This window comes from Pantoea sp. SGAir0183 (assembly GCF_043545505.1).
Genome location: NZ_CP028053.1, coordinates 3,346,867 through 3,372,874, shown reverse-complemented (window position 1 = coordinate 3,372,874; position 26,008 = coordinate 3,346,867). Strand labels below are relative to the sequence as shown.

At 52.4% G+C, this 26,008-nt stretch carries 17 protein-coding genes; 11 read left to right on the top strand and 6 right to left on the bottom strand.

Going from position 1 to position 26,008, the window contains the following annotated elements:
- Window positions 1-260: 260 nt before the first annotated feature.
- From C1N59_RS15740 to C1N59_RS15715, 6 genes are all read left to right on the top strand, one after another.
- Window positions 261-1,925 carry a ShlB/FhaC/HecB family hemolysin secretion/activation protein gene (locus tag C1N59_RS15740; protein WP_205951327.1) on the top strand — a complete coding sequence of 555 codons (1,665 nt, stop codon included), beginning with the start codon at window positions 261-263 and terminating at the stop codon, window positions 1,923-1,925.
- A gap of 15 nt (window positions 1,926-1,940) precedes the next feature.
- A complete protein-coding gene (locus tag C1N59_RS15735; protein WP_394549853.1) occupies window positions 1,941-14,024 on the top strand; it encodes a hemagglutinin repeat-containing protein in 12,084 nt (4,027 codons plus the stop codon).
- The gene (locus C1N59_RS15730) at window positions 14,021-14,497 is read left to right on the top strand and encodes a hypothetical protein (RefSeq protein WP_394549852.1); all 477 of its coding nucleotides are present in this window, start codon (window positions 14,021-14,023) and stop codon (window positions 14,495-14,497) included. Before C1N59_RS15735 ends, C1N59_RS15730 begins: the two co-directional genes overlap by 4 nt.
- A 600-nt stretch (window positions 14,498-15,097) precedes the next feature.
- Window positions 15,098-15,859 (top strand): hypothetical protein, encoded by a 762-nt coding sequence (locus C1N59_RS15725; protein WP_394549851.1) that lies wholly within the window; start codon window positions 15,098-15,100, stop codon window positions 15,857-15,859.
- A 10-nt stretch (window positions 15,860-15,869) separates the two neighbouring features.
- The gene (locus tag C1N59_RS15720; protein WP_263756896.1) at window positions 15,870-16,166 is read left to right on the top strand and encodes a hypothetical protein; all 297 of its coding nucleotides are present in this window, start codon (window positions 15,870-15,872) and stop codon (window positions 16,164-16,166) included.
- Between the two features lie 297 nt (window positions 16,167-16,463).
- Window positions 16,464-16,859: an SMI1/KNR4 family protein gene (locus C1N59_RS15715; RefSeq protein WP_263756895.1), complete on the top strand. Its 396-nt coding sequence runs from the start codon at window positions 16,464-16,466 to the stop codon at window positions 16,857-16,859.
- Here the strand turns inward: C1N59_RS15715 and C1N59_RS15710 are convergent, their stop codons facing one another.
- Window positions 16,860-17,405 carry an RNA 2'-phosphotransferase gene (locus tag C1N59_RS15710; protein WP_394549850.1) on the bottom strand — a complete coding sequence of 182 codons (546 nt, stop codon included), beginning with the start codon at window positions 17,403-17,405 and terminating at the stop codon, window positions 16,860-16,862.
- A gap of 39 nt (window positions 17,406-17,444) precedes the next feature.
- The gene (locus tag C1N59_RS15705; protein WP_394549849.1) at window positions 17,445-18,350 is read right to left on the bottom strand and encodes a LysR family transcriptional regulator; all 906 of its coding nucleotides are present in this window, start codon (window positions 18,348-18,350) and stop codon (window positions 17,445-17,447) included.
- Between the two features lie 100 nt (window positions 18,351-18,450).
- Here C1N59_RS15705 and C1N59_RS15700 point away from each other — a divergent pair, with 100 nt between their 5' ends.
- The 3 genes from C1N59_RS15700 (at window position 18,451) to C1N59_RS15690 (ending at window position 19,888) form a co-directional block, all read left to right on the top strand.
- Window positions 18,451-19,233 (top strand): NAD(P)H-dependent oxidoreductase, encoded by a 783-nt coding sequence (locus C1N59_RS15700; protein ID WP_054634428.1) that lies wholly within the window; start codon window positions 18,451-18,453, stop codon window positions 19,231-19,233.
- Window positions 19,234-19,498: 265 nt separating this feature from the next.
- Entirely contained in the window at window positions 19,499-19,711 is a 213-nt protein-coding gene (gene cspA, locus C1N59_RS15695) for a transcription antiterminator/RNA stability regulator CspE (RefSeq protein ID WP_006118073.1), read from the top strand.
- Between the two features lie 3 nt (window positions 19,712-19,714).
- Entirely contained in the window at window positions 19,715-19,888 is a 174-nt protein-coding gene (locus C1N59_RS15690; protein ID WP_110268586.1) for a cold shock small protein YmcF, read from the top strand.
- Window positions 19,889-20,002: 114 nt separating this feature from the next.
- Here C1N59_RS15690 and C1N59_RS15685 read toward each other — a convergent pair whose 3' ends face one another.
- Window positions 20,003-20,137 (bottom strand): hypothetical protein, encoded by a 135-nt coding sequence (locus C1N59_RS15685; RefSeq protein ID WP_255421330.1) that lies wholly within the window; start codon window positions 20,135-20,137, stop codon window positions 20,003-20,005.
- A 58-nt stretch (window positions 20,138-20,195) separates the two neighbouring features.
- The gene (locus C1N59_RS15680) at window positions 20,196-21,158 is read right to left on the bottom strand and encodes a chemotaxis protein (RefSeq protein ID WP_006118075.1); all 963 of its coding nucleotides are present in this window, start codon (window positions 21,156-21,158) and stop codon (window positions 20,196-20,198) included.
- Window positions 21,159-21,319: 161 nt separating this feature from the next.
- Here C1N59_RS15680 and C1N59_RS15675 point away from each other — a divergent pair, with 161 nt between their 5' ends.
- Window positions 21,320-21,712: a YgiW/YdeI family stress tolerance OB fold protein gene (locus tag C1N59_RS15675; RefSeq protein ID WP_006118076.1), complete on the top strand. Its 393-nt coding sequence runs from the start codon at window positions 21,320-21,322 to the stop codon at window positions 21,710-21,712.
- Window positions 21,713-21,745: 33 nt separating this feature from the next.
- Here the strand turns inward: C1N59_RS15675 and dbpA are convergent, their stop codons facing one another.
- On the bottom strand, window positions 21,746-23,125 hold the full coding sequence (gene dbpA / locus C1N59_RS15670) for an ATP-dependent RNA helicase DbpA (RefSeq protein WP_394550880.1): 1,380 nt from the start codon (window positions 23,123-23,125) through the stop codon (window positions 21,746-21,748).
- 734 nt (window positions 23,126-23,859) lie between these two features.
- Complete coding sequence (locus C1N59_RS15665; protein WP_033738778.1) at window positions 23,860-24,720, bottom strand: LysR family transcriptional regulator; 861 nt, start codon at window positions 24,718-24,720, stop codon at window positions 23,860-23,862.
- 86 nt (window positions 24,721-24,806) lie between these two features.
- On the opposite strand from C1N59_RS15665, the gene C1N59_RS15660 reads away from it, so the two are divergent.
- Entirely contained in the window at window positions 24,807-25,970 is a 1,164-nt protein-coding gene (locus C1N59_RS15660; RefSeq protein WP_162286718.1) for a cyanate transporter, read from the top strand.
- Window positions 25,971-26,008: the final 38 nt, after the last annotated feature.

Genomic DNA, 26,008 nt, shown 5'->3' with positions numbered 1-26,008 from the left:
GAAAAGCGCCAGATAAAAGCAAATCTGCCTGAAAACTTCATACTTACCTGACGGAAAAATAAAGCTTCAGGATTGCGTTTTATTTAAGTCACGGTTTTTATTTTTTAATTTGCATTAAGTCGCCCGCGCTTCGCTTAGTAAATTAAATAAGCAATACATTGTCGTTTTTTCTTTTTATCAGGAATTTTCCAATAGTTCAGGTGATATTATGCTTTCGCTTGCTTACAAAAAACTTACATTTCTTTTCATTAGGCAATCCAATGAGAATAAAAGCAGGGACGTGGCTGGCGTTAAGCGCTTTACTGATCTCCGCAACGGCGTGGGCTGATCCCTTAACGCCGGGCGATCGCGATTATCTCCAGAATCAGCAACAGCAACGCCTGCAACAGGACCAGCAGCAGCGTGATGCACTCTGGCAGGCGCTGTCCCCTCAGCCTGCGCCTGCGCCGCGCACCGATGTGACCGGCCGCTGCTTTCCTGTCCATCAGATTGTCATCCGTAATGCGACCTTGCTTTCTGAGCGTCAACAGGCCGCGCTTACATCTGCTTACGTCAATCACTGCCTGAACTTAACGCAAATTAATGCGCTGGTGCATGCCATTTCCGACTGGTATATGCAAAGGGGTTATATTACCAGCCGCGCCTTTTTAACAGAACAGGATCTTACCTCCGGCCAGCTTATTATTCCTGTGCTCGAAGGCAAACTGGACACCATTATTCTGGACGGTAAACATCCACGTATATTGCGTATGGTTTTTCCGGGAATGGAGGGAAAAATACTTAACCTGCGCGATATTGAACAGGGCATGGAACAGATTAACCGTGTCAGAACGGTGCCTGTGCAGATTGAAATTCAGCCCTCGCCCAGACCGGGTTATTCCATTGTTAACTTAACGGCAAAGCCTGAATTTCCGCTCAGCATGACGCTGGGTTTTGATAACAGCGGGCAGAGAACGACCGGCGTCGGGCAGCTTACGGCTTCACTGACGGGAAACAACCTGCTGGGGCTGGCGGATCGCTGGTTTGTGAGCGGCGGACGCAGCAGTGCCTTCAGCCGCTGGCGTGACGCCCAGAATCTGCAGGCCGGCGTCAGCGTGCCTTATGGTTATGGCCTGCTGGATTACAGCTACAGCTGGAGCAACTACCACAGCCACTTTATCAACAACGGTTTTACCTGGTTCAGCAACGGCGACAATATCGCGCATCGTCTCAATGGATCGTGGGTGCTGTTTCGCAACGGCGATATCAAAACCGGCGTACAGGCAGGCCTGAATCACTATTCCAGCCATAACTGGCTCAATGACGCGCCGTTAGTGAGCAGCAGCCGTAAATTAACCAGCCTGCAGTTTGGCCTGAATCATACGCAGAAAATTGCCGGTGGCGTCGCCACGCTGAACCCCACCTTCAGCCGCGGTATGCCGTGGTTTGATGCCGAGAGCGATGCGGGCAAAAACGGCAGCCTGCCGAAAGCGGAATTTCGCAAATGGAGCATCAGTGCCAGCTACCAGAAACCGCTCACCCAAAAACTGTGGTGGCTCAGCAGCCTTTACGGGCAGTGGTCACCGGACACGCTCTACGGCAGTGAACGCCTGACGATCGGCGGCGAAAGTTCCGTGCGCGGTTTCAAAGAGCAGTATCTGTCGGGTGATGTCGGCGGTTATTTACGTAATGAGCTTGATTACAGCCTGTTTACCTTACCGGGACTGGGTGACGTCACCGCTCTGGTGGCGGTCGACGGGGGCTGGCTGAGAAGCGATCCGCTGAACCCTCAGTTTACGGGCACGATATGGGGCAGCGCCGTCGGCCTGGGGACCCGTAACCAGTATTTCTACACCCAGTACACCGTGGGCATTCCGCTCAGCTATCCCGGCTATCTCCAGCCGGATCACGTCAGCATCTACGCCCGCGTCGGGCTGGTTTTCTAAAAAGAGGAACTGATTATGGATGATCGTCAGCCCGTTTCCCTTGCCCGCCGCGCACTCAGCTATCTCATCTGCTATCTGGTGGCGGTACAACCGATGCTGCCGGTGATGGCCGCGGAAATCACACCGGTAACTCCGGGCACGAAAATGGATGCGGCGGGCAATGGCGTGCCCGTGGTCAATATTGCCACGCCGAATCAGGCGGGCATTTCTCATAACCAGTACGATCAATATAACGTGGGGCAGCAGGGACTGATCCTGAACAATGCCACGGGTCAGCTGACGCAGACCCAGCTTGGCGGGCTGATTCAGAACAACCCCAACCTCCGCGCCGGTCAGGAAGCGCGGGCCATCATCAACGAAGTGGTGGGCGCGAACCGCACCCAGCTACAGGGGTACACGGAAGTTGCCGGTAGGGCGGCGAACGTCATGGTCGCAAACCCCTATGGCATTACCTGTAACGGCTGTGGATTTATCAACACGCCGAACGTCACGCTGACCACCGGTAAACCGCAGTTCGATGCCAGTGGCAATCTGGCCGCGCTGGAAGTCAGTAAAGGCACCATTACCTTAGAAGGCCAAGGGCTGGACGGCAGCAAGGCCGATGCGGTGTCGATTGTGGCACGCGCAACGGAAATCAATGCCGGCATTCACGCTAAAGATCTCACCGTGACGCTGGGTGCCAATCGCGTCGGGCAGGACGGGTCCGTTACGCCCATCCGCGGAGAAGGGCCTGCGCCGGGCGTGGCGGTGGATACCAGCGCGCTGGGCGGCATGTACGCCAACCGTATTCATCTGGTGTCCAGCGAAAAAGGCGTTGGCGTCAACCTGGGTAACTTACTGGCCAGACAGGGCGATATCACCCTGGACGCGAACGGCAAACTGGCCGTGCATGACAGCCTCAGCAGCGGGGCACTGACCGTCAGCGCGCAAAGCGTTGAGCTGAGCGGGGAACATAAATCCGCTGGCCCGGCGGCGATAACCGCACAAAACGGTATCAGTCTGAATAACGGGAGCCTGGGAAGCGATCGTGCCGTTTCATTGCAGGGCGGCAATCGCCTGCAGGTCAGCGGCGGCAAGATAATGGCCGGTGACAGCATCAACCTTGCCGCAACCAGCTTGTCGCTGGACAGCGGCAGTGCGCTCAATGCAACAAACAATATCTCGTTCAACGCGCAACCAGACTTCACCGGCGGTTCAGGCCTGGACCCGGCCGGTCAGTTTGATAATGCCGGGCAACTGACCGCAGGTAACAACCTTTCCCTGAATGCGTTCACAGCCGCGAACACAGGATCGTTGTCAGCAAAGGGGCAACTGTCCGCGATCGGCAACAAGGTTACGAATCAGGGTGCCTTGCAGGGCAACAGGATCCGGCTGAAAAGTGAAGTGTTAACTAACAGCGGTACGGTGCAGGGTGCTGATGCACTTGCGCTGGAGACGATCACGCTGAATAACAGCGGCTCGCTGACGGCACCCCAGTTGGTCCTCAACAGCGACGCTATCACCAATAGCGGTCTGTTGCAGGGCACGCAGAATCTGACGTTATTAAGCCAGCATCTGACTAACTTAAAAAAAGGCAGTATTGCGACGGCGGGCGATTTGACGCTTAACCTGCCTGACTTCAGCAACAGCGGGCTGCTGAGCGCGGAGGGTGCACTGAACCTGAGCGGCAATAGTCTTGTCAACGATGGCGAAATCAACGCCAGCACGCTTCATTCTGACAACGGTCAACTGTCAAATCTCGCGGGCGGTAAGCTGCTGGCGACAGGCACGCTGCAACTGACAAACAACCAGTTTGCTAACGGCGGGCAGATTGCTGCTAATCAGTCTGAACTTACCGCCGACAGCCTGAATAACGCGGGCAGAATTCAGGGCACTGACAGCCTGACTTTGAATGCTGGCACCCTAAATAACCGCCCGGGTAGCGAACTACTGACCTCAGGGCAACTGACGCTTAACGGCGGTGACCTGAATAACGCGGGATTAATTCAGGGAGAAAAACTGGCCCTGAGGGCAGACAACTGGGTAAACAGCGGCAATGCGCTCAGTGCCGGTGATGCCACGCTGAATACAAAGGCGCTGACTAACAGCGGGAAGATACTGGGTCAGCAGGCTGTGACCTTACAGGGCGGTATCACTGACAACAGCGGATGGCTGCTCGCAAAAGTGCTGGCGCTTCAGGGGGATTTAATCAACAGCGGCCTGATTCAGGGCGACACGGGACTGACCTTAAAAGGTACCAGCCTGACTAATCAGGCGACGGGCCAGTTGCAGACGGCGGGCAACGCTGACATTACGGCCTCCTCTCTGAACAACCAGGGACAGCTGCAGGGCGATAATCTGGCTGTCACAGCACAAAGCTGGCAAAACAGCGGCAGTGCGCGTGCCATGAAAAACGTCACTGCTTCTGTGGCTGGCGAGCTTAATAATGGCGGCACCCTGACAGGCCAGCAGGCAATGAACCTGCAGGCTGGCAAGGTGATCAATGGCGGCACGCTTGCTGCCGATCAGTTATCTCTTCAGGCCCCCCTGCTCAGCAATGCCGGCCTGTTACAGGGCAACAGGGCACTGGCGATGACCAGCGCACAGATTGCAAATCTGGCAAACGGCCGGCTTGTCAGCGGCAGCGGCCTGAGCCTGGCGCCCGTTCAGCTCATCAACGATGGGGCAGTACAGGTAGCGGGCACCTTCAGCGTTAACGGGGGTGATTTTACCAATAACGGCCAGGTGAATGCGGACGCGCTGAACGCCACGCTGACCGGCACGCTGAATAATGGCGGAAACGGCAAGCTGCTGGCACGCCAGCTGGCGCAGGTACAGGCGCAGTCACTGACTAACGCCGGGATCGTTGCCGGGCAGCAACTGCAAATCACGGGCGATACCTTACAAAATCAGGGGCTGCTGCAGGGCGACAACGCGCTGACGGCAGGGTTCCGTCAGCTGGATAACCAGGCCAGTGGTCAACTGATTACCGGTGGCGCGCTGACGTTACAGGGTACGGATGCCCGTAACGCCGGCACCTGGCAGGGCAGCCAGCTCAGTTACCGTTTCGGCAGCGTAAAAAACACCGGTACCCTCAACGGCACCGGCACACTGGACGGGCAAACCTCGGGGCTGCTGGATAACAGCGGCAACCTGATTACGGGCGGCAACGCCAGCCTGAATGCCGACAGCCTGGTTAACAGCGGCAAAATCATGGCGAGCGGCCTGACGCTGCGTGCCGCATCGCTCAACAACAGCGGCCTGTGGCAGGGCAGCACGTCACTTGATGCGATCAGCACCGGCGATCTCACCCAGTCTTCAACAGGCAGAGCGTTAAGTGGCGGCGATCTGCTGCTGGGCGCCGTGACGTTAAATACCGCCGGCACCCTGCAGGGCGGGAATAGCCAGATCACTGCCGGGAGCTGGCAAAACCAGGGATCGCTGTTGAGCACCGGCGATCTCACCGCCGCGATTGATAACGACCTCTATAACGGGGGCTCACTCCTCAGTCAGGGCGGTGCGCAACTCAGTGCGCAAAATCTGGTGAATACCGGCGCTGTCCTCGCCGAAAAAACCATGATGCTCAGCGGCGGTACGCTGAACAACAGTGGCGCCATTCAGGGCGACACGCTGTCGGTCACACCGGCCAGCGTGACCAACCAGGGCAACCTTATCGGCCTGAAATCCCTGACGCTCGGACCGGCCCCGCAGCGGTTCAGCATGCTGCTGGCACAGTCCGCGCCGGCGCGTGAACTCGTCAACAACGCGGGGGGACAGCTCCTGACACAGGGGACGCTGAACATTACGGCCGGTAACGTCACCAACAACGGCACCTGGCAGGGGCAACAGATCCTGCTGAGTGCGGCAAAACTGGCAAACGGCGGGGCGATACAGAGCGCTGATGGCCTGCAGCTGACGTTAACCGACAGGCTGGATGCCGCCGCAGGCAGCAAAATATCAGCCAACGGTACAGCTGCCCTACAGGCGCTGACGCTGGCGAATCAGGGACAGTGGGTTGCCAAAAACCTCATGCTGAAAGGCGACACGCTCAGCAACAACGGTAATATTGCCGGTACAGACGGCCTGACGGTTCAGCTCAACGGCGCACTGACGCAGCAGCAGGATAAAACGTTGCTCAGCGCCGGGAAGCTCAGCCTGCAGGCTGCCTCGCTCAGCAATGCGGGCCGTATTCAGGGCAGCGACCTGGTAATCAATACCGGAACGGTAGACAACACCGGCCGCCTGCAGGGTGATAACAGCCTGCAGCTCAGCACCAGCGGCCATCTGACCAACGCCACCAGTGGAACGGTGCTTTCGCAGAATGCACTGAGCCTGACCACGCCGGATTTGTATAACGACGGTCTGATTCAGGGGGCCGGCGGCACAGTCAGCGCCACAGATTCTGCCACCAACAACGGCAGACTGCTGACGGGCGGCGTGCTGACCTTCACCACGCCGCAGCTGGTGAACAACGGCTGGCTGCAGGCGGGGCAGCTCACGCTGAATGCGTCCGGCCTGACCAACAACGGCACGCTGCTTGCCGATCAGCAGGGTACACTGAACGGTAACGGGTTCCAGAACCAGGGCACAGCGCAGGCCGGCAACCTTGCCGTGAATTATCAGACCCTGAATAACAGCGGCACGCTACTCGGCACAGGACAGCTGAGCGTGAATGCGGCGCAGGTTAACCTGGCCGGAACGGGACGGCTGTTCAGCGGCGGTGGTTTGACGCTGGTAAGTAACGGTTTCGACCAGTTCGGTCAGGTTGTGGCGCTGGGTGATGCGGTGCTGAATCTGGCGAACAGCTTCGTCAGTCACAATACGCTGGCAGCGGGCAACCGGCTGACCCTTAACAGCAACGGCTCGCTGGAAAACCAGAGCACGATGCAGGGCCAGGGCGTGACGATCAATGCGGGGGGCGATCTGACCAATAACGGCCAGATTACCACCGGCAGCGCCGACAGCAGTCTGACGGGCAACCGCATCGCCATGAACGGTGCCGGCAGCCTGCAGGGCGGTGGCAACGTCACCCTGAACAGCCGCAGCGACGTCACGCTGGACGGTTTTACCGGCACGCTCGGTAACCTGACCATCAGCACGCCGGGCAGCCTGGTCAACACGGCGCTGCTCTACGCCGGACAGAATCTCTATTTATTTGCCAACAGCATCCGTAACCAGCGCGGCGATATTCTGGCGGGCAACAGCCTGTGGATGCAGCGCGATGGCGCGGGCAATGCCAGCGGGGAAGTGATCAACACCTCGGGGACGATTGAGACGCAGGGTGGGGATATCAATATCAATACCGGGCATTTGCTGAATACGCGGGATGGGTTGTCTACAAATAGCACAGTAGTTAAAGGTGGAGATCTTCCATATGGTGCAGATCAAGGATCATTTCAAATTTCTTTAGCAGAACTTAATAAAGAAGATGGAGCTGTGGGAACTTACACCGTAGAGGCTGGCCCAAATGGTGCCAACTCAGCAGGCTATTATGAAATTGAATACCTTGCACCTACTAAAAAAGTAAAATCTAAGCGTTATTTGTTTCAACAGACTATAAGCACTGCTTCAGCCAATGGTGGGGCTGCTTATATTAGTGCGAGAAATAATATCAATGTAAATGCATACAGTTTCGATAATTTTGCTAGTAATGTTTTATCAGGTGGCTGGTTAAATATAAAAGGTTCAAGGTTAAATAATGCATCTTGGCTTGGTGTTACTACTAATGAATACCGTACATTTAACCTTCCACCCAGAAGTTTTATAGAGGGTCCGGTTGGAGATGTGAATAGTCCGAGTCAACTGCGTAGAGGTAATTCTTTTTCGGATAAAGTTACATATGTATATTCAGGGGCGCCAGAATTTGAAACGGTAATTACTGGGGCGCCCCTTCGGGCTGTTATTCAAGCTGGAGGGAGTGTTAATGCAAATTTTAGTGATAACATCAGTAACACCAATACAACCTCAAACGCAGGTTGGTCTGGGAATACGATTTCATCGCCAGGCATAAGAGGACTGGCCTCACTGAGCCAGGCGGGCGGGCAACAGCGTCAGCAAATCGCCAGAACCGACAAGGTAACAGTCAACTCACCGCAGTGGCGCGATCAGCTTCAGGGTGCCCTGCAGCAGGTTAACGGTGATAGTTCACTGGATAACAGCACACCTGATAAGGCTTCGCTTGTTACTCATGCATCAGGCAGCTTCAGCCGCGCCGATTTAAGTCAGTCAGGTAGACTGATTTCCGACCCTTCAGTCAGCTCAGCTAATCTACGCAGTTATAAGCCAGCCACAGTAGATACCAGTGCCTATCCGATTCCGTCTGGCGATAATGGCTATTTTGTTTTTGGTAACAGTAAAAGTCCCTATTTAATCACTCTCAATCCAAAACTTAACGGTCTGGGACAACTGGATAACAGCCTGTTTGGCGATCTTAACGCTTTGCTTGGCAGACAGCCCGGCCAGGCACCGCAGGAAACGCGTCAGCTTTATACTGATAAAACCACGTTCCTGGGGTCGTCTTATCTGCTTGATCGTCTGAACCTCAAGCCAAATTACGACTACCGTTTCCTTGGCGATGCGGCCTTTGATACGCGCTACGTTAGTAACGTGGTGCTAAACCAGACCGGCAGCCGTTATCTGAACGGCATTGGTTCTGAACTGGATCAAATGCGCTATCTCATGGATAACGCGGCCTCTGCGCAGCGCGCGCTGGGATTACAGTTTGGTGTTTCACTGTCCGCTCAGCAGGTAGCCTCACTTGATAAAAGTATTGTCTGGTGGGAAGCCGCGACGATAAATGGCGAGACGGTGATGGTGCCGAAAGTCTATTTATCATCTAAAGATGTGGAAATGCATGATGGTAGTGTGATTGCAGGGAATAATGTGACGCTTTCCGGTGGTGATATTACCAACAGCGGCAGTACTGTTACCGCGAATAACAACCTGACGGTTAGTAGTCAGAACAGCGTGAATAATCTTAGTGCCGGTATGATTTATGCTGGCGAAAACTTACAGCTGACAGCGATAAATAATATTAACAACGTCAGTTCAAGCATCAGCGGTAAAAGGGTCGCCCTTGAGAGTATTAATGGCGATATCAACAATACGACGGCGACAAAGTTGTGGGAATTAAAGGGTACTGGCGATAAAAGTAACACGGTTTCAGCAAGCCAGACCTTCGTCGGTCCTACGGCGAGCATCAAATCGCTAGACAGCATGAGCCTTAAAGCCGGCAACGACATTAATGTTAAGGGTGCCAACGTTAATGCTGGCGGCGATCTGCTTATGAATGCCTGGCACGATATTGCCATAGCAAATAACCAGGAAACATCGGGCTATCAGATTAATGGCTTCGGTTTTCAAAACAGCAGTACGCAAAAAATTACGAATACAGCCAGCCAGATTTCGGCAGGCCATAATCTGTCGGTTCAGTCCGGTCACGATCTGAACGTCACCGCCAGTAACCTTAACGCTGCAAATGATGCTTCGCTACAAGCGGGTAATGATCTGAACCTCAGCAGTGCTACCAACAGCCAGAACAGCAGAAATGGCAACCAGGAATCCCATTCCACCGGACTGGATCGCACGGCTGTCAGCAGCGGCGGCAGTCTCAGCCTGGCTGCGGGTCAGGACATCAACAGCCAGGCCGCCGCCATCGCTGCCACCGGCAATGCCGCGTTGAAAGCGGGCCGGGATATCAACCTGAATGCCGACGCTACCGGTTCCGGTTACAGCGAAAGGGGCGACAAAAAAACCGTTATCAGTGAAACCGTGCGCCAGCAGGGCACGGAAATCGCCAGTGGTGGCAGTACGACCATGGCTGCCGGACGGGATATCAACACTCAGGCGACAGACGTGACGGCACAGCGGGATATCGCGCTGCAGGCCGGGCGCGACGTTAACCTGAATACCGCGACCGAAAGCGACTATTACTACAAAGAAGAAACCAAAACCAAAAAGGGCTTCCTGAGTAAAAAGACCACGCACACCATTGAAGAAGACAAGGCAACAAACGAGAAAGGCACGCAGTTAAGTGGCAATAACGTTTCGGTCACCGCAGGAAATAATCTCACTGTGCAGGGGTCTTCGGTTGCAGGTCAAAGCGGTGTTGCGCTTAGTGCGGGTAATGACGTTAACGTTCTGGCGGCAACGGATACGCAATCCACTTACAGACTGAAAGAAGAGAAGAAAAGTGGTTTTGGCAGCTCAGGATTAGGGATTAGTTACGGTAAACAATCCGCCAAAAGTGAATATAAAGGCGCGAAAGTTACTCAGAGTGACGCTCGGAGTCTGATCGGTGCTGCCGATGGGGGAGTTACCGTTTCTGCAGGTCACAATGCGTTGGTGAAAGGCAGTGATGTTGTCGCCGGAGGGAACAATGGCGATATCACTGTTACCGCCAAAAACATTGCTTTGATAGCTGGGCAAGATCACATAACCGAAAGAACACATCAGGAGAGTAAAAGTTCAGGCATCGGTTTGAGTCTCAGTGGTACGCTGCTGGACACCATCCGTAATCTGCGTGATGTTGTGCATCAAAACAGCTCCTTTTATCAGCAAGCTAAAGGCGTAGGAACTGAACTCGGGGCAACGTTACTTGATAGCCCTAGTCTAAGTTTGTCCTATAACCACTCTTCTTCAAAGGCTGATCAGAAGAGTGACAGTATTTATCAAAGCGGCAGTTCACTTAGCGCTTCAGGCAACGTCCTGTTGAAAGCGAAAGGTAATGGACCCGATGGTAATATCCTCCTGCAAGGCAGTTCGGTTGCAGCCGGAAATAAGGCTGAGCTTAAGGCCACTAACAATGTCGATATTGTAACGTCTCAGGACAGTCAGTCAGTTAGTAGTGAAAGCAGCAGCAAGCGGTTGAGTCTGACGTCGGGTGCATCGCCAGCTGGATTTGTACGGATGGCGGGAAACTCGCCAAATCATGGCTCCCCGGCATCGCCTGTGGGGATTGCACGTGAACAGCAAACCAGTAATGCCAGCTATCTCACGCAGCATACTTCGTCGGTAACCGGAAATACGGTTAGCATCGACAGTGATAAAGGGGACATCAATCTTTCCGGTTCAACGGTGACCGGTAAGCAGTCAGTTACACTGACGGCAAAACAGGGCAACGTAAACCTGACGACAGGTGAAGATAAGCAGGACATTTCTGCGCAGGGTGGCAGCACTTTAATCGGATCGCTGGGCGGGGATGGCTACAGCGGAACCCTGGGCTGGGGCAGTACGGCGTGGAATAAAGCCCGGACGGGAACCCAGCAGAGCAACCTTCGCAGTGGTGTGGTAAGCGAGCAGGGGAATGTATCAGTCTCTGCCGGTAAGGATATCAGTCTTCAGGGCGCAGACGTTTATGCAGGTAACGCATTAAATGTTGATGGCAGGAATATCAATCTTAACCCCTCTGAGGACAGCAACCGCGCCAGCAGCAACAGCAAATCGGCACAATATGGCGTAACAGCACAGGTGTCAGGCTATGCGGTGAGTATTGCTCAGGCGGCAGACAAAGTTGCGGATGCACACAAGAACAACAGCGATCCTCGCTTGCAGGCTATTTATGCCGCCCAGGCTGCGTTAACGGCTTTATCCGCCGCGACACAAAACACGGCTGCGATCAAAGTCTCCGTTAGCGCTACAGCGGGAACCAGCCACCAGTCTGTTGAGCAAAGCAGTACGGTTCAGAGTGGTTCAGTACTCAAGTCTCAGGGCGATACGACCTTAACGGCAGCAGAAAACATCACCGGCAAGGGCGCTAAAATCAGCGGTGACAATGTCGCCTTAACGGCAGGTAAAGATATCGCCTTAAGTTCAGCCCAGGATCAGACCAGTCAAGAGTCGACCAGTGGCGGTAATCACTATGGCGTTGGTGTCGGTTTTGGGCTGGGAGGCAGTCAGAACGGTTTCTCCATTGAATTAGCGGCAAGCCAGAACAGCGCGAATGCCAATGGCAGCAGCGTTACCCACCATAACAGTGACATTACTGCCAGGGGAGATTTATCGGTCAAAGCTGGTCAGGACGTCACGCTTAACGGCGCCGGTCTGAAGGGTAATCATGTTGAGCTTAATGCAGGACGCAATCTGAACATTGCGAGTCAGCAGGATCAGTCAACCTACGACAGCCATCAGAGTTCGTCCGGATTTAGTGCCAGTATCTGCGTGCCACCCATTTGCGCAGGCGTACCGGTACAGGGCAGCGCCAGCATGAGCGGCAGTAAAATTTACAATGATTATGCTTCGGTACAGCAGCAGAGCGGCATCAGGGCGGGCGACGGTGGCTATAACATTTACGTCGGCAACCACACTCAGCTTGACGGTGCAGTTATCGCCTCTTCTGCGACGCCGGATAAAAACCATCTCAGCACCGGTACGCTGGGCTGGAGTGATATAGATAATCACGCGAAGAACGGGGGAAGTGGTTATGGCATCAGTGCCAGCACATCCGGTATGCCTTCAGCAGGTCTTACGCAGGTAAAAGCAGGTGCGGATTCGGTTACACACAGTGCGGTGTCAGCAGGCACGATTGATATTCGCGATCCTGCTTCTCAGAAACAGGATTTGGCAACGCTGAGCCGGGATACGGATTCCGCATCGGGCGCACTGAGTGATCACTTTAATGCGCAGAAAGTGCAGGATAACCTTGACGTGCAGCGCGAGATGACGGCGTTAGGTCAGCAGGCCATTCAATCGACGTTCGATTATTTAAAGGAGAAAGAAAAGAATGAGCAGCTTGACAAGCTGAAGGATGACCCTGCTTTCAATAAGCTGACACCAGAACAAAAGAGCCTGGTGCTCAGTAGCCTCGACAAGCAAACAGAAGAAAAATATGGCATAGGCTCCAAAATGCAGATTGCTGCGCAGGCAGTCAGCGGCGTATTCTCAGCGCTTGCAGGCGGAAATGCCAGCGGTGCAGTCGCTGCAGGTGCGGCACCGTTACTTGCTCAAATGATTAAGCAGGCATCTGGTGACAATGATGCCATGCGCATCCTGCTTCATACACTGGCCTCCGGTCTTATTGCCAGGGCTCAGGGCGGTAGCGTGGCTGGCGCTGCGGCGGGTGGATTCACAGCCGCTGCTCTGGGCACCAACGATGCGCTCAGCAAGCTGTTTTTCGGTAAAGAAGCAGCTCTCCTCACAGCCGATGAAAAACAGTTGATTGCCAATATAGTTACGCTTGCGGGCGCTGGAGTGGGCGGTGCTGTGGGCGCCGGCACCGGGGCAGGAAGCGGTGGCTCGGCGGCGCGGACTGAGGTGGAGAATAATACGCTGAGTGTTCCGCAAATAGAAAGTTTTGCGGAGAAAGCCAAGGGCTGTGAAGCCCGTGGTGACTGTGGTCAGATCGTGAAAGAAATGGAAGATCTGAGCCTGAAGCAGCAAAAGGAAATGATTGCGGTCTGTTCCACCAATCCTGCAGCCTGCAAAGAGAAGTACGGTGATATCCCGGCAAATGGGATGCTGGTTCGCAAGGCGCTTGATGGCCTGTTTGATGCAGATGTGCCATCACAGCTGAAGAATGATATCTCTTCATTCTGGGCGCAGCAGATGGAGGCTGAAGGTGTAGTTACCAGTACAGAATTTGCGAGTCAGCTGGAAAACCGGTATGGCATGGACAAACAACAGTCCGAGATCCTTGCAATGGCCGTGCTAGGTGCAGTGACTGGCGGGATGGGCAAAGCTGGCGCTTCAACACCAGGTAAAACGATATCGGCTAAGCCCGAATGGTTGCAGAATGTTCAGGCGGGTAATAAATTTAATGAAGAGCAGTCTAAAAATTATCCATACAATGAGCTGTATGTGAACAAACCCAACGGAAACGGTTATTATCGTGTGGATTCATATAACCCGGCAAAAGGTGAGATAGTGTCTCGTAAATTCACACAATTTGCTGATATTACAGAGGCTACGGCGACCAGTTACATTAGGGAAGCTGTGAATAAGTATCCGGCTGGAGCTACAGTTGCAAATGTTCCCTCCAGCGGTGATCTTGGTGGCAGCTTATTAAAAGGGATAAATATACTAGAAATCCCTCCACAAACTAAACCTATTCCACAATCAATAATTGATATTGCCAAGGAATCTGGTGTAGTGATTCGTGATACAAATGGTAAGGTGTATAAATGAGTCAGAAAGTTTATTACTGCAAAAATTGGTCAATTGGATATAAAGAGCCAATTGACTTATGGGGGGAGGAAAAAGCCCTTAAAAAACATGAGGCTGGCGAACCTTATACAGTGCTCATTGACTCTGAATCTACACCATCGTGCTTTATTAATATAATGAGGAATAGTGGTTGGGTAAGTGTAAGCTTTCTTGATGAACATTTAAGAGAGTATCTTCTTTATAATTTTCAAATGCTGGATGTGGAAACATTATTTCTATCGATGGCTGTTTATAGAGAGTTTAACGATGATACTGACCTTGTTATCAACGGGACAACGTACCATTTTAAAGAAGATGGGCATACTATAATTATAGAGGATAATATCCCGAGTAAAACTTCAAAGAGGAGTGAAACTTACTCTGATGTAGCCAAAAATTATGAACAGTTTCCAGCGTTCGGACAATATGATTCTTTGAATCGAAAGGAACGATAGGTTATTACAAATCTTTAAAAGAGCCTCTAATTATTTATGAGGCTTTTAATCTTATCCTGGTTTGATATGTTGAAATGTTATTTTCTGCCAGAAATACTAATTGTACTCTATCTCTCTTTTAAATCTAAATATGTCTCCTCATCAATAAAATCCCCACACTCACGCAAAACTAATTTTTTTGATGGGCCTTTAAAATAATTAAGTTATAATTTCAAAATTAGGTTATAAAAATTTCTATTATGCAGATCCGACTTGCCTATGACTCTATGGCAAGTCATCGGCGAGTCGTCACAAAGTAAGCACTGGCTATCTTTATAAAAAACAATAGATTATCACGAAATTAATCTGGAGTTGAATCGCATGTTTATTGGTGGCGACTCTGCAGCCGACTCGCGAATCGAATCGCCAGACGAATCGTGCTGGAGAGTATAAAACCGCAATAAAATTAAATGGTCGATGTAGTTGTCGGTATATTTACTGACGCACCACATTGCTCGTTGTCTAACGCTTCACACTGCCAGATTAAAATGTGTCAGCGCTCACCGTTCGTATTAATCAGAGTGATGTCAGGCCGGGAAGGTTACGGTTGAGAATAATTTAATGGGGGGCGGCACAGAGCTAGGTCAGAAAGATTTTGTAAGAAAGCACGGTCAAGATATTGCATCCTGTGCTGATAATCCGGTTGGTGCAGCGTGTGAGCGTGGTAAGGCGATAAATGATGCACTGACAGTTGCGATCCCCGCCGGTCTGGGTGGTGGTTTACTCGCCGCCGCTACACCTGCAATTGCACGGATGGAGCAAGTCGCGTTACAGACCTGTAAGGACGAGCTGTATATATGTCTGCATAATAGCGGTATTCAGTTATCGGAAGCTATAGTACCAGGCGGTATTGGCGCTGGCGGTGCAGTAGGTATCGGTAAAACTGCGGCAGCAACATTATATCCATCTAAAAATAGCATGATATCTAATGTTAAGGCCATAAATGCAGACGAAGCAAATGCTCCTTTCATCAATAGAGGCTGGAATGCTCCTTATGATTCAGCAACACAGGTTAGAACATTCACGATGACATCAGATTTGACTTTTGTGCGTGTTTCTACATCAAATAACCCTATAGGTGCATTTCTGGTTCGGGCGGATGAAATTGCAGGAATGACCCCTAAGCAAATTCAACAACATCTGGCCTTACCAAACGTACCAACACAAGTTGCGGAGGTTACTGTACCAACTGGTACAAGAATGCAAGTTGTTAAGGTCGCCGCTCAACCTGAATTTGGAGCTTCCGAAAGCGGAAATGTGCAATATCAACTTTTAGATCAAATTTCAGATACTAGCTTTGGTGTTCCTGGACCGATAAAGTGAGAGTGTGATAATGAATGATAATGTTTTGAGCGAAGTTTTGCTTGATGATGGAAAAAAAATTGTAGTTATTAATCGATTAGGTATGCAGGATCTATATGGGAAAGTTGAGTGCGCACGGAATATTTATTATCTAAATGGAGATGGTGAGATGATTTGGAGGGTTTTTAGCAACTATGATGATGAGGGGAATCCCTTTACAAAAATTAGATTAATATGTAATGAGATTGAAGCTTATAGATGGGATGGAGGGCGTTATTCCATAGATAAAGAATGTGGGTTTGCTACTCCTAAACAATTACTGAAATAAGGGAGAACCAGTGGATGTTATCAAAATTCCTGATGGAAAAGGACCAGCATTGATAACACGAGGATCAGGGCTGCCAGAGAAGCAGGTATAAATATTGAAGCGAATGTAAGAAGCTATAACGAGACATTAACACCTTCTGAAGTTGAACGTTTTGCAGACAGAAAACGTGATTTTGTTCCTCAAACTTGGGGGGAGGCAGTAACAGGTAGAATAAATAAACAGTTTGGCGGCTTTTGTACCAATAATCCTTATGGATCAACTGAACCTCCCAGAGTAACAGGAAAAGGAAAGTAATAAATGGGTGTTTATTTATACACAAAGGACGAACTTCCTGATGATTTTAGATATCCGGCTTCCTATGCTGAAATAATGACTATGGATATTATTCCTGACATTGAGCCGTGGTCTTTTATTTGTGAATCTCAGGAATCATCTTCATTCTGGATGAATGAATTAAAAGAAAGATACCCTACTCGAAAATTAGTGCCATTTGCTAAATTAAACTACTCTGACGATATAGCTTGTTTTGATGGTACAAACACAACAGGTGATCCAAGAGTCTATTATGTACATGCTTTTGCTTCGCCTGGTTGGGAAAATAGAGGTAATGTAGATAGCTTTAATGAATGGCTGAAAATGGCTAGCCTTGAATCATCCCGCTATAAGACAGAGCGAGACGGAGGTGAAGAGTAATTATTGCTGAATAAACTGATAAGGCACTTTCTCTGTTAACCAGACGCCATTCTCAGCCTGAAAAAAAGTAAAACCCTGTTCATGCATGGTCCGAGCCTGAATCTTCAAAACGACAGGTTTTCCGTGACGCATGCCAACCTGAATTGCTGTACTTTCATCGCCAGATAAATGGACATATTGACGACTTTGAGGTTTAAGGCCTTCCCCAAAGATAGATGCCAGAAAGCGTGTAGCAGTCCCATGATATAAAAGAGCAGGAGGTGTTTTTTCTTCATAACGGATATCCACCTGCTGAGAAGAATGTCCTTGTGCGGCTCGAATATGTAAGCCATCAGGAGAGAGGGTAAAACGTTTCTTCGCGCTTTTTTCAACAATAGTGCGAATGAGGTCCTTATCAAATTGATGGCCTTTTACTTTTGAAAGGCGGAGCAATGTATCAATATCAGCCCACCCCTCCGCGTCGAGAGTTAACCCAATCGTTTCAGGTTTATGCCGTAAAATGTAACTTAAAAACTTACTCGCTTCGGCGTGTATCTCTTTATCCATATCGCTCACCTTTATGATATTAATTACTTTAATAGTACTTCAGAACCTCACCATATTCCCATCCTGAAACCTCCCCACCACCCGCTCCCTCAACCACCTGTGCCCCAAATCCCGGTGCGATCGCGCATGCCACAGCATCACCAGCTCAAAGCCCGGAATCGTCATCGGCGGTAGCACGGTCATTAATCCCGGCATCATCGCCGCCACTCTCTCCGGCATCAACGCCACTAAATCGCTGGTGCTCAGCACGGTGCCCATCAGCAAAAAGTGGGGTACAGAGAGTACCACTTTCCGGCTCAATCCTCTGGCTTCCAGCACGCTATCCGTCACCCCACGAAAGCCGCCGCCGTCTGGCGACACCACCACATGCTCCAGCGCGCAGAGCGCTTTGGCGGTGATAGCAGAATGCAGGGCGGGATGACCCTGACGGCCTGCTACCACATAGCGCTCCTGAAACAGTGGGCGGACATGTAATCCCTCTGGCACGCCGTCACGCAGATGAAGCACCAGATCGACCGTGCCTTTTTCCAGTTGTTGCGCGATGAGGGCCGGTTTCATTTCCAGTATCGCAAGCCGGGTGCCCGGTGCTTCCTGACGTAAGGTATTCATCAACGGCACCAGCGCCGTCTGCGCACCATAATCCGTGGCGGCAATACGCCAGGTGATGTCTGCCTCGGCGGGCACAAAGGGGCCCGGCTCGGCTACGACTTCATCGATCCTGGCAACCAGTTCTTCAAGCGAAAGACGTAATCCTTCGGCCCGCGCCGTGGGACGCATACCATGAGAAACCGGAATCAGTAGCGGATCGTTAAATAAAGTACGCAGGCGTTCCAGCCGGGCACTGACGGAAGGCTGGGAAAGGTTTAACCGTTCAGCGGCACGGCTGACGCTGTTTTCCTGTAGCAGGACGTTTAACGTGATCAACAAATTCAGATCGGGCTTCATGGTATCAGTCCTGTCTATAGCGACTATCCGTTCCTTTACTTTTACTGATAGCACAATCAGGCGCAGGCTACCTGTCTCTTTTATCAACACGGGATAGTTTATGAATGTGTTAATCGTTGTTGCTCACCCTGAACCCCGCTCGCTTAACGGTGCGCTGGCGCGTTTTTCCGTCAGTCATCTGGAACGGCTGGGCCATCAGGTGCGCGTTTCCGATCTCTATGCCATGAACTGGGAGGCGCGCGTATCGCCTGCCGACACACAACATCGCCAACATGCCGAACGGTTTACTCCCTCACTGGAATCCACTCAGGCTTTTGAAGGCGGTTTTCAAAGCGAAGACATCCAGCAGGAACAGGAAAAACTACTCTGGGCCGATGCGGTGATTTTGCAGTTCCCGTTATGGTGGTTTTCGATGCCCGCCATCTTGAAAGGCTGGATCGATCGTGTTTATGCCTGCGGGTTTGCCTACGGCGTAGGCGAACATTCAGATACGCACTGGGGCGATCGCTACGGTGAAGGTACGCTGGCAGGGAAGCGCGCCATGCTGGTGGTCACGATGGGCGGATGGGCGTCGCATTACAGTCCTCGCGGCATCAATGGGCATATTGATGACATTTTGTTTCCCATTCAGCATGGCATTCTGTTTTACCCCGGCTTTGACGTGCTGCCGCCGTTCACGGTTTACCGTACCGGCCGGATCGATAGCGTACGTTTTGATGCGCTGTGTCAGGAACTGAGTAAGCGGCTCGATAACCTGTTTATTACTGCACCTGTTGGCTATTATCGGCAAAACGGCGGGGATTACGCGATCCCCGAGTTAACCTTGCGTGACGATCTGGCAGCCGGTGAGCAGGGCCACAGAATCCACATTCGCCAAGGCTGAGGGCAGAACAGGGCAGAGGCACGTCGTCTGGCTTATCTGCCCTGTTTGCATCGATTTCAAAATAACCCTTGCATGCAACGCGAGGATGTGACCTAATGAATCGTCGGTTTGATTAACAGACGCTATCAAAGTAAGTATCTACAGCAGTTCTCATCTCTAAGCCTGTCGCGAGACATTCCTTCTTTTTGAGTCTTCTCTTACGTTCTGATTGAAATCTGTTCTCAGGCCATTACGCCGGAAGGCTCAATTATTTAAGGAATTAAACATGTCTAACAAAATCCGCGGTACCGTTAAATGGTTCAACGCTGAGAAAGGCTTCGGTTTCATCTCTCCTCAGGACGGCAGCAAAGATGTATTCGTACACTTCTCTGCAATCCAGGGTACTGATTTCCGTACTTTAGATGAAGGTCAACAAGTTGAATTTACAGTAGAAAATGGTGCTAAAGGCCCAGCTGCTGCAAACGTTGTTGGTCTCTAAGGACTGAAAATTACGCGTTTCAAGTGTCCTCACTGTAATGGCTCGCAGTACCGTACATCACATTTCGATGTGACAAGAGCCAACCCGCATGGAGCAAAATGCATTTTTTGCAAAACGGTCGTTGTTCAGATTAACGCGACAAGGATTGCAACTCAGAGTCAGCCACAGGCGCTCTGAAAAGGCTAAAGAGCGTTATAGCGTTGTGCATTTACCGTAATCAAAAAGGCTGCCAGTGGCAGCCTTTTTTCATTCCCTTTTCGCGAAATGTAGAAGCCGTTTTCCAGGCTGCGCTTATACCATCAGCACAAGAACGCCGGCCCAGAACGCCAGACAGGCTATCACCATTGCAATCCAGCTCAGCTGACGTAAACGCCCGCGGAACAGGGGCTTACGTACGACAGGAAGCGCTTCACTCTGCATTTTCATAGTCTCATGTATTGAACGTTAGGTGACAGCAGGGCAGGGTTGTGCTGCCCGCTACGTTTTAGCTGGCGGCTTCCAGCGCTTTGAAAATGACATCCGACAGTTCGTTTAATTCGAACTTGGCAACATAGCCATCAGCCCCGACTTTGCGAACGTGATCTTCGTTAGCACTGCCCGAAAGCGAGGAGTGGATCACGACGGGAATATGACGCAACGTGGTGTCGCGCTTGATGTTACGCGTGAGCGTAAAGCCGTCCATTTCGGGCATTTCCAGGTCGGTTAACACCAGCGCGATCTTGTCGTGAATGGATTCACCCTGCGACTGAGCCTGCTGGTGGATCGCTTTGATTTTTTCCCACGCTTCCAGGCCGGTGTTACACATGACGGCAGGAATGCCCATGCTCTTCAGGCCCTGCTCCAGCAACTGGCGGGCAACTTTGGAGTCTTCAGCCACAATCGCGACGGAACCGGGCTTCATTTTATACTGACGCTCTTTCGGCGCTTCAGGCTCCACGCCACGAACGGACGGGATGATGTCATAGAGAATCTGTTCGACATCCAGCACCATGGCCAGATTGCTTTTTTGTTCGTCGTCATCCAGGCACGCGATACTGGTGATGTTACGTCCACCGATACCGGCTTCAGCGGTATGAACCTGGCTCCAGTTAAGACGCACGATGTTTTCAACGGATTCGACGGCAAACGCCTGCGTATTACGCGCGTATTCGGTCACCAGCAGCAAGTTCAGGCCCGTTTCAGGCACGCAACCGGCTACCGCAGGCAGGTCAATAACAGGAATGAACTGTCCACGAATGCTCGCCATGCCCAGCAACGGCGAACGCATGCCCGCAGCTTTCGTAATCGGCGGCATCGGAACAATTTCACGCAGTTTAAATACGTTTATCCCAAACAGCTCTGATTTACCTTTTAACTGGTCAGAGCCAAGGCGAAACAGCAGCAGCTCAAACTTATTCGATAAGGCGAGATTCGCTCTCTCATCGATCTCTTTCTGAAAATTATCCATCGTTGCCTCAGCGTCAGCGCAGCAGGTGAAAAAGGGTGTGATGAAGTTATCGGCAGCCATCGGAAAAAGGTGAGAGGGGAAAACGCACGTTAAGAGATTATTGTGCCAGGCTTAACAGTGAGAACGCAGCATGGATACTTTTCCCTATAAAGGAGTAAGCGATGAAAAAATTAGTACTGGCGACCTTACTGGCGGTAGCGACCACAGGGGCTTACGCGGAAGAAGGTGGCTTCAAGGCAGGTGATACGCCGCCGCCACAGCATAAACAGGATGCAGGCTACAAAGGGTCAGAAGACACAGGACAGACGCACATCGATCAGATTCGTGACTTTCGGCAGGGCGGTTACGTCACGCTGGAAGGTTATATCGTAAAAAAAGTCGCGGACAATAATTATCAGTTTCGTGACAGCACCGGCACTTTAACCATTATTGCGCCGAAGAAAACGTTCGATGGCAAAACCTATTCCGCTGACGACAAAGTTCGCGTCAGCGGTAAAGTGCACGGAAAAGGTGACAAAACCACGCTGCACGTTATGCGGATCGATGAGCCATAATCGGCAGGGCGAGAATGATTCTCGCCCTTTCTTTTAGTCTTTCAGCAGTACAGCCCGGCAGGTTTTGCCTTTTATTTTGCCCTGCTTAAGTTTGACCAGCGCAGATTTTGCCTGAGCCGCTTCAATCGCTACATAAGCGTGCGTCGGGGTGAGATCAATCTTACCGATCTGATCGGCGCGATAGCCTGCTTCTCCTGTCAGCGCACCCAGAATATCGCCGGGCCGAATCTTGGCCTTACGCCCACCATCAATGCAAATCGTCATCATGGCTGCCGGCAACGGCTTACTACTTTTCCTGAGCGCACTGGCGGCAACCCATGGCAGCTTCTGCTGCAGGAAATCTTCTAACGCATGCGCGCGCGCCATTTCATCGGCCGCGACAAAACTCACGGCAGCGCCTTCTTCGCCCGCCCGCGCGGTACGGCCGATACGATGCAGATGCACTTCGGGATCCCACGCCAGCTGGTAGTTCACCACCAGCGACAGCGACTTGATGTCCAGGCCGCGGGCCGCGACGTCCGTCGCCACCAGCACGCGACCACTGCCGTTAGCAAACCGGATCAGCACACGTTCGCGATCGCGTTGTTCGAGATCGCCATGCAGGGGCATGGCGCTGATCTCGCGGGCGTTAAGCGCGGCGGCAATATCATCACATTCGCGTTTGGTGTTGCAGAACACCACACAGGACGATGGCTGGCGTTCGCTGAGCAGGCTAATCAGCAGCGACAATTTTTCGCTGTGCGTCGCTTCAATAAATTGTTGTTCGATTGCTGGCAGTTCGCTGACCTCTTCCGTCACGACGCTCAGCGCATCACGTTGAAAGCGCTGGCTCAGTGTTGCAATGCCGTTTGGCCAGGTGGCAGAGAATAACAGCGTCTGACGCGCGGCGGGCGTGGCGGCAATAATGGTTTCCATATCGTCACGAAAGCCCATTTCCAGCATCCGATCGGCTTCGTCCAGCACCAGCGTGCGCAGACTGTCGAGCTGCAGCGTTTCGCGCTTGAGATGGTCAAGAATACGGCCCGGCGTACCGACCACAATCTGCGGCGGATGCACCAGCGAATCGCGCTGCGCACTCATGGGCTGGCCGCCGCATAAGGTCAGAATTTTGATATTGCGCGTGAAGCGCGCTAACTGCCGCAGAACGTTGCTGACCTGATCGGCCAGTTCTCGCGTCGGACATAAAATCAGCGCCTGAGTCTGAAAACGCGCACTGTCGATATGATGCAACAGGCCAATACCAAATGCGGCCGTTTTGCCGCTGCCGGTTTTTGCCTGCGCACGAACGTCACGTCCGGCTAAGATAGCGGGCAGCGAGGCGGCCTGGACCGGCGTCATGCTGGTATAGCCCATCTCGCGCAGGTTATCGAGCTGACTATCGGGAAGAGAATTAAGCGAGGAAAAAGCGGTCACGGGTGCGGCCTCTGCGGCTGTAAGTTGGGGCATCATTGCGAGCGCAAGTCTGTCAGAAAGCGTACACAACAGCAATGTTAACCTGCAAACCCTGCGCCGGGCGGCGCTTTTATCTAAGAATAAACTGAAGATGAAAAAGATTAGTTGGGAAATTTTAATCAATTAAAACGTCAAATGTGAAACCGCTTACATGGACTAAGCCATTAAGATTAAGAATGTTTTTTCTAATATTTTCTTTGTAATACACAATTTAAAGTTAATCAGATTATTCCGCATTTGCGACGGAATTAACGCATTAATAATGCAAAAGTATCGCCAGAAGAGAAGATGAAAACGACTTGTAAACGCCTTTATATTGAGGAGGATACATCGATATCACTACTGGCAGAGGATTTTTTCATTGAATAATATCCCGCAGATCTTGCATGAAGACGTACTTAAAATCGTAGGTCGTGCAGTCCTGACATTGCATCTCTATGGGGAAAGCTTATCGGCAGATAAAGTGGCCTCTATGATTGGATGTTATGCCGAAGACGATCCGGTGGCTTCTGATGGCGCCCATCTCTATACGCTTGCGATGGCGTTAATGTCACAGACGAGGGAGGCTCGGGTTTAGCGTCGCCTTCATTCGGCTGTCCGCGCCCCATGCCAGCTCTGTGACAGGGGGCGCGTCCGCATCTGCCCGCGGTTTCTGGTTTTACAGCGTCCTTTTCCACTGCCTGTCAGTGAAAAACTCACTGCCAGTGCAGATCGGCAAATGTCACCAGTGCCTCTGCCAGCTGGCGCTGAAGCGCCTCATCCGGCTGGCGACAAAACAGCGCCAGCTCAAAAGTGTTAATCACCGGCAAGCCCTGCTGGTCGCCCAGCACACGATGTGCAGGCAGACGGCAGCTGGCAGGCAACAGCGTAACGCCCAGGCCCTGGGCACTGGCGGCAGACAGGGCCACAAGGCTGGCACTGCTGTAACCGATGCGCCAGCTGCGGCCCAACCCATCCAGCGTCTGGCAGATCTCCTCGCGATAAAGTCCCTGTTGAGGAAACAGGACCAGCGGCACCGGCGAATGCTCAAAGCAGGGATATGCGGCGCTGTCCAGCCATAACAGCGGCTCGGGTCGGGAAGCCAGCGGGCGTTCACCGTAAGGTTGCTTAATCAGCATGATATCCAGTTCCTCCCGCTGCCAGGCCCGACGTAGTTCTACCTGCATCCCGCTCATCACATCCAGCCGCATATGGGGATGTTCGCGACTGAACTGCGCCAGCAGGGCAGCCGTGGGGGCCGCAAAATCTTCCGGAACGCCAAGCCGCAGCACACCATCGCGCCACTTATCGCTCAACACATCGAGTGCTTCGCCATTCAGGGCAATGATACGGCGGGCATAACCCAGCAGCTTCTCGCCTTCCTCCGTGACGGTTACCTGATGTGATGAGCGGGCCAGCAGTGCTTTTCCCACCCTCTCTTCCAGTCGCCGCACCTGCTGGCTCACTGTTGATTGCGACAGGTGCACGCGATCGGCGGCACGGGTGAAGCTGGCGGTTTCGCAGACCGCAACAAAGCTCAGAAGCTGCTGGGGCGTGAACATAGGCTGGCGATTCATTTTTCCACTGCCTGTCATGATGATATTCCATTTCCAAATAGTAACGACAGCTGCCAGGCTGACAAGGTTTACTTCCAGGATGGCCCATGAAAAAAGAGAATATTGTGATCGTTACCGCCCTGGTGCTGGCGGGACTGAATATGCGTCCACTGATGACCTCCGTCAGTCCGTTGCTGGATCAGTTACGCGAAAGCATTGGACTCTCCGCCTTGGCAGCGTCACTGCTGCCTGCGATTCCCATGATGATGATGGGAGCGATAGCGTTAATCAGCGCACCACTTATGCAGCGTGTTCAACTGCGCGGACTGCTGTGTGGCGGACTGGCTCTGTTAGTGTTGGCGCTCCTCAGCCGCCTTTTTGTGGCGCAGGGCGAATCGCTGGTAGGGAGCACGCTACCGGGCGGCATTGGTATCGGGATAGTGCAAATGGCGATGCCGGGCTTTATCCGCCAACGCTTTCCACAACGCAGTGCGATGATGACCGGGCTGTGGTCTGCGGCCCTGATGGGCGGGGGCGGACTGGGTGCCGCATTAACACCGTGGTTAAGTGCTCACCTGAGCTGGCAGATGGCCCTCAGCAGTTGGGCCGTGCCTGCGCTGCTGGCCATCCTGCTTTGGGCGTGGATGCCCGGGGTGACGTCGCCAGCGCGCGCGTCGGTCGTGATGCCTTCACTATGGCGCAACGCGCGCGCCTGGATGCTGGCGCTCAGCTTTGGTTTAGTGAATGGCGGTTATGCCATTTGCGTGGCATGGTTGCCTGATTTCTACCATCAACTCGGCTGGAGCGCACAGGCGGGCGGAAGCCTGTTGGGCGTGATGATTACCTGCCAGGTCGCCGGGGCGATGGTGTTTCCGCTGTTGACGCGCGGCCCGGATCGACGGCCGCTGTTGCTGTTAACGCTGATTTTTCAGCTAAGCGGTATGCTTGGCCTCCTGTTTGCACCGCTTTACCATCCATGGCTGTGGGTGGGAATGGCGGGCGTGGGTCTGGGTGGTGCTTTTCCCCTGGCGCTGGTGCTGGCGCTGGACCATCTGGCGCATCCGCAGGCGGGCGGACGACTGGTGGCGTTCATGCAAGGGATTGGCTTTATTATTGCCGGCAGTATGCCCTTTATCGCCGGTCAGTTACATGCACTGACCGGGGATTTCTCCACGATCTGGTGGCTCCAGTGCGGCGTTACGATTGGGCTGGTCGGGTTGAATCTGCGTTTTCATCCGCAAAGTTACAAATACGCCTTTCCACAACCGTGATTGGTCCGACCAAAACAGCTAAACCTTTTCAGTGCTTC